The 12,754-nt window shown below is 55.8% G+C and carries 10 protein-coding genes and 2 pseudogenes; 4 read left to right on the top strand and 8 right to left on the bottom strand.

All coding sequences use genetic code 11. The features are described from left to right. Positions 1–91: 91 nt before the first annotated feature. The 6 genes and pseudogenes from ACMWLG_RS24665 to ACMWLG_RS24640 form a co-directional block, all read right to left on the bottom strand. Positions 92–421 (bottom strand): annotated as a pseudogene (locus ACMWLG_RS24665) (GGDEF-domain containing protein); the annotation flags it as partial. Between the two features lie 17 nt (positions 422–438). Continuing rightward, positions 439–932 (bottom strand): annotated as a pseudogene (locus ACMWLG_RS24660) (molybdopterin-dependent oxidoreductase). Positions 933–1,332: 400 nt separating this feature from the next. Next, positions 1,333–1,920 (bottom strand): cytochrome b, encoded by a 588-nt coding sequence (locus tag ACMWLG_RS24655; RefSeq protein ID WP_045400572.1) that lies wholly within the window; start codon positions 1,918–1,920, stop codon positions 1,333–1,335. Next, a complete protein-coding gene (locus ACMWLG_RS24650) occupies positions 1,917–2,990 on the bottom strand; it encodes a catalase family peroxidase (RefSeq protein WP_045400574.1) in 1,074 nt (357 codons plus the stop codon). The genes ACMWLG_RS24655 and ACMWLG_RS24650 overlap by 4 nt, the downstream gene beginning before the upstream one ends. 162 nt (positions 2,991–3,152) lie before the next feature. Next, a complete protein-coding gene (locus tag ACMWLG_RS24645; protein WP_045400576.1) occupies positions 3,153–3,764 on the bottom strand; it encodes a flavin reductase family protein in 612 nt (203 codons plus the stop codon). A gap of 217 nt (positions 3,765–3,981) precedes the next feature. Continuing rightward, positions 3,982–5,187 carry an L-dopachrome tautomerase-related protein gene (locus ACMWLG_RS24640; RefSeq protein WP_045400578.1) on the bottom strand — a complete coding sequence of 402 codons (1,206 nt, stop codon included), beginning with the start codon at positions 5,185–5,187 and terminating at the stop codon, positions 3,982–3,984. 109 nt (positions 5,188–5,296) lie between these two features. Between ACMWLG_RS24640 and ACMWLG_RS24635 the strand changes: the two genes are divergently transcribed. Then, positions 5,297–6,196: a LysR family transcriptional regulator gene (locus ACMWLG_RS24635; RefSeq protein WP_045400580.1), complete on the top strand. Its 900-nt coding sequence runs from the start codon at positions 5,297–5,299 to the stop codon at positions 6,194–6,196. 16 nt (positions 6,197–6,212) lie between these two features. Next, a complete protein-coding gene (locus tag ACMWLG_RS24630; protein WP_045400583.1) occupies positions 6,213–6,722 on the top strand; it encodes a hypothetical protein in 510 nt (169 codons plus the stop codon). A 31-nt stretch (positions 6,723–6,753) separates the two neighbouring features. Here the strand turns inward: ACMWLG_RS24630 and ACMWLG_RS24625 are convergent, their stop codons facing one another. Next, positions 6,754–8,538: a diguanylate cyclase gene (locus ACMWLG_RS24625; RefSeq protein WP_045400586.1), complete on the bottom strand. Its 1,785-nt coding sequence runs from the start codon at positions 8,536–8,538 to the stop codon at positions 6,754–6,756. A gap of 119 nt (positions 8,539–8,657) precedes the next feature. Next, positions 8,658–9,767 (bottom strand): AI-2E family transporter, encoded by a 1,110-nt coding sequence (locus tag ACMWLG_RS24620; RefSeq protein ID WP_045400588.1) that lies wholly within the window; start codon positions 9,765–9,767, stop codon positions 8,658–8,660. Positions 9,768–10,130: 363 nt separating this feature from the next. Between ACMWLG_RS24620 and mmuP the strand changes: the two genes are divergently transcribed. Next, positions 10,131–11,531 carry an S-methylmethionine permease gene (gene mmuP, locus ACMWLG_RS24615; RefSeq protein WP_023334652.1) on the top strand — a complete coding sequence of 467 codons (1,401 nt, stop codon included), beginning with the start codon at positions 10,131–10,133 and terminating at the stop codon, positions 11,529–11,531. After that, positions 11,518–12,450 carry a homocysteine S-methyltransferase gene (gene mmuM, locus ACMWLG_RS24610; protein ID WP_045400591.1) on the top strand — a complete coding sequence of 311 codons (933 nt, stop codon included), beginning with the start codon at positions 11,518–11,520 and terminating at the stop codon, positions 12,448–12,450. Before mmuP ends, mmuM begins: the two co-directional genes overlap by 14 nt. Positions 12,451–12,754 lie beyond the last annotated feature (304 nt).

The raw sequence follows: 12,754 nt of genomic DNA, 5'->3' as shown, positions 1-12,754 counted from the left end.
TGATTCGATGTGTTTGCGGGAAAAAAATCGGCCCAGATCCGCGAAATTTTAATCAGCGAGTCAGCTTGGGAAGAAATGACCTGCTTATTCGCACCTTCCCTAAGCGAAAAGCGAGTTCCTGATGCGCTTTATCGCTGTCAATATAGCGACCTAAATCTCCCCCTTTCATTAAATCGCTCTGGCTTAGCATAATTTCAAGACGCATGCGGACCTGGTCTATCGTAACGTCATCGGTATCGGTTGCGTATAGACCAAGCCATGATTCAAAACGGTAATACTCTGATACCAGTTGTGCCACGGACCAGGACTCAGTGTATTGAGTCAGTTTTTGCAATTCCTGCTCTCGATCGTAAACAAGAAATGCAATATATCCTGTCGTGATAAAAAGAGAAAAAATGATACCAACCAGTATCCTGTTCATTATGTTCTCCTGAACGACTACTCAATCTTCATTTTGCTAACCTGCCATGCTGAACGCGAGTAATAAATTTGATTATTCAACTCAGGAAGACTGTCATAGGGGTATACAATGAATGATGGGCCTTTATCGCGAATGCGCATATATTCGCCATTGATCTTTAAGGCAAGTATGGCGTTGTATTTTTTAAAGTCGCTGAGAGGGATCACGGTAGAGTAATCATTGAGCGCAATAACATTAACATTAGTTCCCTTCGCACCACATAATCCATGAGTTTATTCATGGGAACACCCTCAAACTTCGTGCGACCGTTATACCAGGGAGATGTCGTCTCAAAACTCACCACACCCAGTTTTTCAAGGCTGGCGAGATCAAACACTGCTTTTCCATTTTCATTGGTATTTTCTATATTACCGTAAATCGTTAAAATGGGTTTACCAACTGGTTTTGGCAGTTCGCCAGCCCAGGTTACACTTTGTACGAGACAGCATAACAGCAGTAGGGTTAATCGCATTTTGACCTCCACCTTTTTAACATAAGTATAAGAATTATAATTTAGATATCACACGAGTTGATATATTTTGTTGGGGAGTAAGGGGTTTTATCGTTTTTGTTGAGGTAAACTCATTTTAATCAATGAGTTAGGCGTTGCGGATGACAGAGAGTTTGATACTCGAGCGACGCTTAACTTTTTGATAAAAGCTAAAATTATGGGCACAAATGCTCTTCTGTTTAAAAAATAATCGCTTTAATTGATTGATATTAACTTCCACGACAATTTTTGGATGTCCGTGGCTTTTTGGGGCGCGAATCTGGAGACTAAATACGCGTCCTGGTTGTGTCTGTAGCTTCAGGATGACGATGATATGTGAGGACTCGAACATTCCGATTGTGCTTGTCCCGCATCGCTTTACTTACTTCAGGTCATCCTGGATGGTTGACGCCGACTTACCCCCTCTCGCCATGCTGGAAAACACTTCGTCCCGGTAGATCCACGCATGAACGAGTGCGGCAGAGAGATGGACCAGCACCACAGCAAAAAGCAACTTTGCCAGAAGGCTATGGGCGTCGTGACACCAGGCATACAGCGCTGGGCTGGTCGGGACAATCGCCGGCAGGTTGACGCCATCAAACATCACAATCGGCAGGCCCGCTGCCGACAGTTGCGCCCAGCCCAGCAGCGGCATTGCCAGCATTAACCCATACAACATCCAATGTGATGCCTTTGCGGCAAGCACCTGCCAGACGGGCAAATCGGGAGGTAGTGGAGGCGTCCGGCTAAGGAGCCGGTTGACCAGACGCACCACTGCCAACAGTAAAATGGCGATACCCAGCGGCCGGTGCAGGTCGATTAACCAAATCCGGTGATGTAACGACGTCATCATCGCGGCACCGATGAAAAGCATCGCCAGGATCATCCCCGCCATCAGCCAGTGCAGGCTTCGCGCCAGGATATTGAAATGCTGCGGCGCGTGCTCTCGTATATTTTTATTCGGGCTCATTTTACCTCCTGCTTTTGCACGGCTTCAGTGGCCTTGCCGTAGCCGATTTCCCGCTCGCGGCGACTGAAAGAGTGGGAGTAGGCTGCGGAGCGGGCGTTTAAGATGGGATCATCAGACACCGCAACGCCTGCAGGAACGACAGAAGGATCAAAGTTAACGTCGCGGCACGCGCCTGTGGATTGTGCTTCGACCCGCGTCACTTCCAGCGTGCCGGCCACCATCTGCTTGCGATCCTCCGGCCATGGCTGGGAAGGATCATCCACCGGATCGCCCGGCTGTGCGAGCTGCAAAACGTAATCCCAGTAGAGTGGCTTCTGCGCCAGACGCTGACGCAGGTTTTCAAACAGGAAGTTGTCATCGGCTTTCTGTCGTTGTTCAGCGCTCATCGAAAGGAAAGGCTCGTGCGGACGCATCATCCAGCGAACGGCTTGACGATCCCCCTGCGCGTTCACAAGGTAAAAGGCGTTAATGCTGTAAAACGTCGCGCCCGCGAAGCTGCCGGGCGCGGGTTTTTGTGTCGCCCATTTAAGGTATTTCTCCGCCTCCGGGTACGCTTTTAAAAAGTCTTTGAGACGCTGCGGGTCCGGTTTTCCGGTAGCTGCATCAACAGCAGTGGCTTTTCGCAAGGCCAGAAAACCTTCCGGGCTGTGGGTGGCGAAGAAAGGCTCGTTGTTCATCGCCATTCGCCATTGTTGCTTGTCATCTGTCTTCAGCAGCAGCGCCATACTCAGGGTTTTGGTCGTACTATCCGGGGCATGCGGATCGCCGGTACCAATAGAGAATCGGCCCACCACGGGCACTTCCTGCTGTGAGAAGAGGCGGGAGGTTGAAAGAGAATCCGCCGAGCCGTTTGGCGTAAAGGTGCCGGTAAAGCAGATGCCTTTTCCATGCGCGCGACGAAAACCTGGCGGGAAGGGTTTCGGTGTTTCACCCACCAGTGCCTGGCTGACCGTGCGTGACCCAAACCAGCCCGCCGTCCATGCAAAAGCAGAAGCCAGCGTACCGGCGACAACGGCGATAGCTGCCAGCGCCCCCCAGGTTTTTTTGGACCTCAAATCCAGTTTCGACATAGACGTTTTTCCGGAACAAAATATCTTCACCTGTCATGCGCAACGTATTGCGCGTGACAGGTGTTAATACAGTGGCGAATATGGATCGAGTATAGGAACTAAGGGGAGTAAAGAAAGAATATCACGAAAAGTTTAAACCTTTCCGCAGTCAAAAAGACCGGGTTACTCATCGTGTCGGAAATTTTGACCGAGTCGATTACCCAGCGTGAAATAGTGGCGAAACAGGTAATAGAGGGGATTCCATTTCTCCACGTTAAATTTCACCCCTCTCTGAGTACGAATTAATAATGCCTCAGAAACGTGGACGCAGGTTATCGCGGCATCAACGGACACCAGGTTCCCCTGTGAACCTGTCAGGGGCGCTATACCGCAAACCCGAGCCTCTATTTGTACAGGACACTCTTTAATTCTCAATGAGTTAATCGTTACTGCCTTTTCTTTATGGAAATTTCCGCAGCTAAACTTATCCGGTTCAAAAACATATCCCATCTTTTTCTTCCATTCCGGTGGGGATGCTTTTCCCGTTTTATTTGCGATAGCTTCAATATTCGGCCAGAGCCTGCTGTCCGGAATGTTCAGAACAATATCGGGGTTGCCCGTGATATTTTCATAACACTTTCCGGAGGTGCCAAGCCCGAATACGATATTCCGGTCAAGGATCCACCACGAGGAGACCGGGCTCAGGTTGGTTGAACCGTCAGGATTTTGGCTGGAGATAATGGCGACCGGTGTACCAAAATATAAAGAAGCAAAATCGACCTGCTGGATTTTCATTTTATCATCCTCTGATTAACGAAGGCCCAGTCTACGTTGTGCAAACGTGCGTTACTTCGGTGAAGCGTGAAGTAAAATGCGGCTCACGGAATATCCAGGAGCGCAATGTTAACCGCTTCTTCCTGAGCAGGGGGAAGACACCACGTTCAGCCTTTAAGGAAATAAGATCGTGTAAAATCAGGAGCCCCCATATGCTGGGCTCCTGGTTTATTTGCCCTTATTTTTGTAAAGCATCGAGACGCAAGCGCCACAAATCATAGCGTTCCTCTCCCGGTTTAACGGCTCCCGCGAAGTGGTCACTGAGGCGACTCGAGGTAAATACAAGGTCTCCGTTCGGACGGATTGCCGGCGTGTCTGGCCAGCGCACCTCTTCGCTTGCCGCAATCAGCGACATGGAAAGGGTCTTAGGGTCGTATCTGACGATACCATTGCGTGTGACATCGGTAATGTAGAGGTTACCTTTTTCATCTGTCACCATACCGTCGGTGTTGCCTCCCACTCTGCCCAGATCGCGGATCTGTTCGGCGATTTGCACATCGGTTGAAGCTGGCTGTCTGAGTATTGCGGTCGGTACCGCATACGCACGCGTGCCGGTTGTCACTGTCCAGTACAGCGTGTTCGCATCGGGAGAAAGTGCAATGCCATTGATGCCAATCAGCAATGGTTTACCCGGCCATACTTCAGCCCCGTGCGAGACAACGTTAACGCCAGGTTCAATCTGCAGCGCAGGGTGACGATCGAGTACGCGTCGTGCCCTACCGGTGGCGAAGTCCACGACAATCACGCCCACACGGTTTTCCGGCGCACTCCGCGAGCCGCTGTCGGAGATATAGGCGACACGGCGGTTCTCATCGACCACCACATCATTAAGGAAGCTGGCCTTGCGGTCCGCTACGCCATCCAGGGCGATACGTTTGATGGTGCGGCCAGAGTGGAGATCCAGTACAAGCAGTTTCTGCGCCCCCACGGGGGATTCTGTTTCGCCTGCAACAAACCCCATGTCCAGCGCCCATAGCCAGCCGTTTTTACGGTCAACATAAAAACCGAGCACGTTGCGCAGGCTCTTAGCAGGATCGGTGTTTACCGCATTCCCCTCGCGGGAGGGAAACGCCGTCAGGCGGGCAGGGCCAGACTGCGCAGTGGTATCAAGAATGCTTAATGTCGCGGGAGCCGCAGCTGAAACCAGCCGGGGCGTGCTGACAAAGGCCCGGTCCATTGCATCAAAGTGGATACCCGCAATAGGGACATTGACCGAACCGGAAAACGTCGCCGGTATCTTTCCGTCTTGAGCGGAATCCCAGCTCACGCCGGCGTAGCTTCGCCAGCGCTCCAGAGGCGGGTTATTCGCCGCGTTGACTACACTCGGGAAAGTAAACAATGCCGCCAATGCGATGGCGGGCAGAATAAGGGGGCGGTTGAACATTGAAAGTCTCCGGTGGCACGTTCAGGTGATGAATGTAGGCCACTTTACTCATCGCCCAACGGGAGATAAATTAGCCAAATTGAAAAAGATTTGTTCCTGAGAGAGCAAAATGAGCCGAAAATTCGATTACCTCGGAGACGTTGAAGTCTTCATTGCTGTTGTTGAACATGGCTCTTTTACTGCCGCAGCGGTTGCCCTTTCAACCACTCCTTCGGTACTGAGTCGCGCGGTCACCCGCCTGGAAGCGCGTCTTGGAAGGCAGCTGTTACAGCGCACGACCCGCCGGGTGGGGCCGACTGAAGCAGGGCGCGTCTATCTTGAGCAGGCGCGCTCCGCGTTTTCTCTGCTCGATGACGCCGAACGCGTTGGCCGGGGTCAGGAGGGGGATCTGACCGGTCGCGTGAAAATGAGTGTCCCGACGACCTATGCCCACTACCGCCTGCCGCCGCTGCTGGCACGCTTTACCCAACACTACCCGCGCGTTCAGGTTGAATTGAACATTACCAATCGCAACGTTGACCTGATCGCGGAGGGGTTCGATCTGACGATCCGTCTGGGACAGTTGCCTGACAGCGGGCTTGTGGGGCGAAAGCTGGAAGACGCGGCATTGCTTCTGGTCGCTTCCCCGGACTACCTGCATCGAAGAGGGAAACCTCAGACGCTGGAGGAGTTGCAGCGCCATCAGTGCCTGCCGTTTATCATGCCGCGTACCGGTCGCATTGCCCCCTGGGTATTTCGGGATGAAGGGCGCGATATTGACTGGTTGCCGGGGTCAACCATCGAAATATCAGACGATGTACTCGGCGTGGTTTCGCTCGCGGAGCAGGGGATGGGGATCTGCCAGAGCTATGAATTTATCGTCCAGGACAGAATACAGCGTGGCCAGTTAGTTGAGGTGTTGCCACAACTCCGGGGACGGTCGCGACCTTTCTCCGTGCTGTTCGCACCGCACCGACGTCAGTCGGCAGCCACCCGGGCAATGATTGACCTTCTGACCCGGCAAGAATGAGAAGGACGAGTCCCCCATGAAAAAAGCGCATTTTTCCTTTTGGATCCCTCTTATCGCGGGCGGGATAGTACTGATATCGGGTTTTGTGGTCTGGTCAGTCAACATTTACCGCGTGACATACCTTTCGAACCGCGGGGAGCAGTACCTTGCCTGTGGGGCGTTGCTGCTGGCGCTGGTGCCGATGGTCTATTTCATCAGAAAGGGGAGACTGAAAGGTAAGCGCCTTGCTGACGCGGTGAAAATCTACCTCGGCTTCTTTATTTGCAGCCTGCCGGGTGCCATGTTCTTGGTCTTTACAGCGGCCTGGCTGCTGGAGGGGGACTATTCGGCCTGGAGCAAACCTTACCGGTATGAGTCCAGTACCCGCCACAGCTGCTCGGGTGCGGAAGTCTACGAGCCGGAATTAAAGAAGGAGATCCGCATCTGTAACCCGCAGGGTAACGTTTATTCCGATACCATCCTGTATGTGGAAAAGCGGAGCAATGCCCTGGGGATTGTGGTGCTCTGGGCTATCACGCGCGCCTGAACCGGGGAAAGTCAGGGCGCGAGAATAAGCGTCAGCCCGCCTCCAGCATCCCAAAGCTCACAATCCGCGCGCGGCCCAGCTCTTTCGCCCGGTACAAGGCCACATCCGCGGCGCGCAGCAGGTTGTCAGTCTGGGCATGTTGCGGGTAGCTGGCAATGCCAATCGACACGTCCACCGGCCCAATCTCGGTCAGCCCGTAGCGAATCGACAGCTCATGTACGCCGGTGTAAATCTTCTGCGCGCAGGCGTACGCCTCTGGTTCATCGGCACCGGGAAGCAGCACCAGAAACTCCTCGCCCCCGTAGCGGAATGCGAGTCCGTTGTCATGGGCAGCCCGCTGGACAATTGACGCCACGCTTTTAATCACCTGATCGCCCGCTTCATGGCCGAAGCGGTCGTTGATGCTCTTGAAGTGATCGATGTCGATCATCATGCAGCTTAACGGCTCGCCGGTGCGCAACGCCTGTGCCGTTTGGGTTTGCAGGGTATCTTCCAGATGATGACGATTACGCAGGCCGGTGAGCGGGTCGAACAAGGCTTTTTCCAGCAACGCGTCGCGCAGACGCTGGTTGGCCAGCGCCAGACCGAGCGCTTCGGCCATAAGTTCCAGATAGGCGCGGGATGGGGCGTTGTCCGCCGTAATATTCTGGAAGGAGAGCAGGCCAATGGCCTCGCCCTGGGCGATAAGCGGCACGCACAGCGAACTATCCGCCTGGTGGGCCGGAAGATGATAGCACGCGATATCCGGCTCACCGTTTACCGGCGGGTGGCTCTGTCCGCGGCGCACGGCCCAGCACTCGTCCGGGTGGAAGCTCGTCTCTTCCCCAACCGGCGAAAGCCATTGCGCGACGCAGCGCATCTGCCAGGGCTCGCGGTCAAGGACGTAAAGTCGGCCCGCGATCCCCGGTGCGATATTAGGCGCAAACAGCTCCGCCACGTTAATCACATCGTTAAAGTTCTCACACCCCTGCAGCCGCTGGGTCATGCGCGCCAGCAGCTCGCGGATGGCCCAGTCGGCATCGCGTTCTCTTTCCAGACGCTGTCGCGCCAGGCCGTTTTCGCGGAAGATGCGGATGGCCTGGGCCATATCGCCTATCTCATCAATCTGGTTGAAATTGGGCGTTTCAACCGCGTAATCCTGGGACGCCAGGCGGTGCACCACGTCGCTCAGGCGCACCACGGGACGCAGCACGCGGCGCTTCAATATAAAGCCGAGAACAAACAAGAACAGCAGGGCGGTCAGGCCGACCATCAGCTCAGACGCGGTACGCAGCGCTTTCGATTTTTTTGTCGCGTCCTGAACGGAGGCGATGACGCGTTTGTCGAGTATCTGGCGGAAGTGATCGATCTGGTTCTGCGCGCGCTCCAGCTCCTGCTCATAGGGCGCACCGTAGAGCAGCGCAACGGCCTGCGCGTCTTCTCCCTGCGCCGCGCTCGTTAGTGCCGTCTGCTGTTCGTCCTGCAGTTCATCGATTATTTTTATGCCTTCGCGCAGCAGGGACAGCTCATCATCCGATGCGCCTTTGTCCCGCAGCTTTTCAATCCCGAGTTCAACGCTCTTCAGGTTGTTTTCTGACTGGCCATATTCCTTTAGCGTTTGCGGATCTTTTTTGATGACGTAGAGGCGCGCTAAATCGGACTGTGCCCAGACATCGGTTTCGATATCTTCCGTAAGCTCATCAAAACGCTGGCGTTGTTCAACGGCCTGACGCTCGAGGGTATCAGCACTGGACGCCATCAGCATGATAATGCCGGAGGCGATGGTCAGGCAGACCGTGGCCCCATAGGCCCAGTTTGTTATCGTCGCGATTCGCACCTGATGATCCTTTTACGACATGAGTAGGATGGCGTTCTTCAAATTATAGAAATCGTCTGATTTAAGGCGAAAAAAAAGGCGGCACAGCGCCGCCTGGTGTGGTCTATATCGTCACATCCTCACAATTCTGGAGGATTTTTTCCTTCTTCGATGAAGTCGGGGTCCAGCTCTTCGGCGTTACCTTCGTGATCGCGCCCTGAGAAGAGGTTCCAGCAGGCGATAAACAGCGCGGCAATGAGCGGCCCAATCACAAAGCCGTTAATGCCGTACAGCTCCATGCCGCCGAGGGTGGAGATCAGTATCAGGTAGTCCGGCATTTTGGTGTCTTTCCCGACCAGCAGCGGGCGCAGGATATTGTCCACCAGCCCGACGATAATCACGAAGAAGCCGACAATAAACAGCCCTTGCCACACCTGGTGGGTGGCGAACAGGAAGATGGCGGCGGGCACCCAGACTATTGCCGAGCCGATGGCGGGAACTAGCGAGAGGAAGGCCATCAGCGCGCCCCAGAGCACGCTGCCGTCAATACCGGCAATCGCAAACGCAATCCCGCCGAGGATGCCCTGAACCACCGCCACCGCCGCCGTACCTTTTACCGTGGCGCGCGACACGCCGACGAATTTGGCGAACAGATGTTGCTTGGCGAAATCAGACAGCGGCAGGGAGTCGAGGATCTGGCGCACCAGATACGGGCCGTCTTTCAGCAGGAAGAACAGCAGATAAAGCATGATGCCGAAGCTTATCGCAAAGCCAAACGTGCCCTTGCCAATCAGGAACGCGCTGCCGGCGAGATATTGCCCGCCCTGCAGGGCGACGTCAGAGAGTTTTTTCTGGATCTGCGCGGCGTTGGTCAGGTTGTGATCCGCCAGGAAGCCGCTGGCCCAGTCAGGCAGATGGTTGAAGATGCTTGCCACCACTTCCGGGAACTGGGTGTTGTTCTCCTGAAGCTTCGTATAAACCACGTTCAGCTCAATGGCGAGCGAGGAGAGGATCACCATCAGCGGTATAAAGACGATCAGGCAGATAATACCGATGGTCAACAGCGAGGCAAGCCCGTTGCGATCCCCCAGCGCGGTGCGCAGCCTGTTTTTTACCGGGTTGAAGATGACGGTCAGAATGGCGGCCCAGAGTATCGCGGAGAAGTAGGGCGACAGCACGTCGAAGAAGGCCCAGGTCACAAGGGCAAGAATAAAGATAAAGAAACCTTTGGTCAGTCCGTTAAAGCGCATCAGTCAGTCCTGGTTACTAAGAAACTGTGTCGACTATAGAACTGATTGTGAGAATTACCAACCTTGCGCCGGGTAGCGGCTGCGCCTTAACCGTCCTGCGGGCAGTGTTGCGGTATGAATCCGCTCTTCGCGGATACCACTTTCGACTGACCGAAGATCGCCTTTTCCCGCACCATGCTGTAAGTATCTGCTTGCGGAGGTGCTTATGGCCTGGCGTCCGATTCTCTATGTGATCCTCACGACCCACCCCAGACTCAGCGCGAGGCGTGCCCGTTTGCGTCTGGTCATCTAGCTTTTTATTAACAATCGCGGTATAACACATCTTCTTTGGATGTTTAGATGTCCATACGTATAGAAGGTAATATGCAAACACAACAAGAAAATGGGCAGCTTAAACGCACCATGAAAACACGCCACCTGATTATGCTCTCGCTGGGTGGCGTGATTGGGACAGGGTTATTCTTCAATACCGGATACATCATTTCAACCACCGGGGCGGCGGGCACGCTGCTGGCGTACCTGATAGGCGCGCTGGTGGTCTGGCTGGTGATGCAGTGTCTGGGCGAGCTTTCCGTGGCGATGCCGGAAACCGGCGCGTTCCACGTCTATGCCGCCCGCTATCTTGGCCCGGCGACGGGCTACACCGTGGCGTGGCTCTACTGGCTCACCTGGACGGTGGCGCTCGGCTCCAGCTTTACCGCCGCCGGGTTCTGCATGCAGTACTGGTTCCCGCAGGTGCCCGTCTGGGCCTGGTGCGTGGTCTTCTGCGTGGTGATTTTTGGCCTGAACGTCATCTCTACGCGCTTCTTTGCGGAAGGCGAATTCTGGTTCTCTCTGGTCAAAGTCATCACCATTATCGCCTTTATTATTCTTGGCGGCGCGGCGGTCTTTGGCTTTATCCCTATGCAGGACGGTTCACCCGCGCCGGGCTTAAGCAACATCACCGCCGAGGGCTGGTTCCCGCACGGCGGCCTGCCGATCCTGATGACCATGGTGGCGGTGAACTTTGCCTTCTCCGGTACCGAGCTCATCGGCATCGCGGCGGGGGAAACGGAAAATCCGCACAAGGTGATTCCGGTTGCGATCCGCACCACCATTGCGCGCCTGATTATCTTCTTTATCGGCACCGTATTTGTGCTGGCGGCGCTGATCCCGATGCAGCAGGCGGGCGTGGAAAAGAGCCCGTTCGTGCTGGTGTTTGAAAAGGTCGGGATTCCTTACGCGGCAGACATCGTTAACTTCGTGATCCTGACGGCGATCCTCTCGGCGGCGAACTCGGGCCTGTACGCTTCCGGGCGCATGCTGTGGTCGCTGTCGAATGAGAAAACGCTGCCGCGCTGCTTTGCCCGCGTGAACAAAAACGGCGTGCCGCTGACGGCGCTCTCGGTCTCTATGCTCGGCGGCGTGCTGGCGCTGTTCTCCAGCGTCGTGGCCCCGGACACGGTGTTTGTCGCGCTCTCGGCGATTTCTGGCTTTGCGGTGGTGGCGGTGTGGATCAGCATCTGCGCGTCGCACTTCGTTTTCCGTCGCCGCCATCTGCAGTCCGGTCAGCCGCTCTCTGCGCTGCAGTATCGCGCGCCGTGGTATCCGCTGGTGCCGGTGCTTGGTTTTATCCTCTGCGTGGTGGCCTGTGTCGGCCTGTGGTTTGACCCAAGCCAGCGCATTGCCCTTTATTGCGGGCTTCCGTTTGTCGCTCTGTGTTATGGTGCGTACTACCTGACCCGAAATATGACATCGCAGGAGCCTGAACATGTCGCAGAATAACCCGCTTACCGCCATCCTTGAAAAACAGCCGTTTGTGGTGCTGGATGGCGCGATGGCGACGGAGCTGGAAGCGCGCGGCTGTAACCTGGCAGACAGCCTCTGGTCAGCCAAAGTGCTGGTGGAAAACCCGGAACTCATCCGCGAAGTGCATCTCGATTACTACCGCGCGGGCGCGCAGGTGGCGATCACCGCCAGCTATCAGGCCACGCCTGCGGGATTTGCGGCGCGCGGCCTGGACGAAGCGCAGTCCCGCGCGCTGATCGGTAAAAGCGTGGAGCTGGCGCGTAAGGCGCGCGAAGCGTATCTGGCTGAAAACCCGCACGCGGGCACGCTGCTGGTGGCGGGCTCCGTTGGGCCGTACGGCGCGTATCTGGCGGATGGATCAGAGTATCGCGGCGACTACGTGCGTAGCGTCGGGGAGTTTACGGCCTTCCATCGCCCGCGCGTGGAAGCGCTGCTGGATGCGGGCGCTGACCTGCTGGCCTGCGAAACGCTGCCCTCGTTTACTGAGATTAAGGCGCTGGCGGCGCTTCTGGCCGAGTACCCCCGCGCCCGGGCGTGGTTCTCCTTTACCCTGCGGGACAGTGAACACCTGAGCGACGGTACGCCTCTGCGTGAGGTGGTCAGCGCGCTGGCAAACTCTCCGCAGATTGTCGCGCTGGGCATTAACTGCATCGCACTGGAAAACACTACGGCGGCGCTGAAGCATCTGCAAAGCCTGACGTCGCTGCCGCTGGTGGTCTATCCGAACTCGGGCGAGCATTATGATGCGGTCACCAAAACCTGGCACCACCACGGCGAAGCGTGCGAGACGCTGGCGGGGTATCTACCGCAGTGGCTGGAGGCTGGGGCCAAATTAATCGGTGGATGCTGTCGCACCACGCCGAAAGATATTGCTGAGCTGAACGAGCAGCGCTGAGTGCTTTGCCGGGTGGCGGCTACGCCTTACCCGGCCTACATCTAAGGTTTCGTGCGCCTGATGCCCTCACCCTGACCCTCTCCCACGGGGCTGAGGGACCCCCACATAATAATACCTCCACGGACGGCTCCCTCTCCCTCAAGGGAGAGGGCTGGGGTGAGGGGGAACATACGGCTGTGGTGGTCATTCCGTTCACTTCATGTTCCTTGCTACTTTGTAACGACATTGCCTGTGAACGTGCCAGGGTGGCTCAGTCGCCACCACCCTGGCGACCCGGGCTCCCGGCGGTAAATCGCCGCTTCGC

This window comes from Enterobacter sp. 01-M-02-SI-ECC (genome assembly GCF_047530595.1).
Lineage (GTDB): Bacteria > Pseudomonadota > Gammaproteobacteria > Enterobacterales > Enterobacteriaceae > Enterobacter > Enterobacter cloacae_M.
The sequence above is the reverse complement of the archived record's forward strand: the minus strand, read 5'-3'. Positions and strand labels throughout refer to the sequence as shown.

Excerpts from the sequence above, each read along its gene's own strand:
- ACMWLG_RS24655 (WP_045400572.1), bottom strand. The coding sequence starts at position 1,920 with ATGAGCCCGAATAAAAATATACGAGAGCACGCGCCGCAGCATTTCAAT.
- ACMWLG_RS24650 (WP_045400574.1), bottom strand. The coding sequence starts at position 2,990 with ATGTCGAAACTGGATTTGAGGTCCAAAAAAACCTGGGGGGCGCTGGCA.
- ACMWLG_RS24645 (WP_045400576.1), bottom strand. The coding sequence starts at position 3,764 with ATGAAAATCCAGCAGGTCGATTTTGCTTCTTTATATTTTGGTACACCG.
- ACMWLG_RS24640 (WP_045400578.1), bottom strand. The coding sequence starts at position 5,187 with ATGTTCAACCGCCCCCTTATTCTGCCCGCCATCGCATTGGCGGCATTG.
- ACMWLG_RS24635 (WP_045400580.1), top strand. The coding sequence starts at position 5,297 with ATGAGCCGAAAATTCGATTACCTCGGAGACGTTGAAGTCTTCATTGCT.
- ACMWLG_RS24630 (WP_045400583.1), top strand. The coding sequence starts at position 6,213 with ATGAAAAAAGCGCATTTTTCCTTTTGGATCCCTCTTATCGCGGGCGGG.
- ACMWLG_RS24620 (WP_045400588.1), bottom strand. The coding sequence starts at position 9,767 with ATGCGCTTTAACGGACTGACCAAAGGTTTCTTTATCTTTATTCTTGCC.
- mmuP (WP_023334652.1), top strand. The coding sequence starts at position 10,131 with ATGCAAACACAACAAGAAAATGGGCAGCTTAAACGCACCATGAAAACA.
- mmuM (WP_045400591.1), top strand. The coding sequence starts at position 11,518 with ATGTCGCAGAATAACCCGCTTACCGCCATCCTTGAAAAACAGCCGTTT.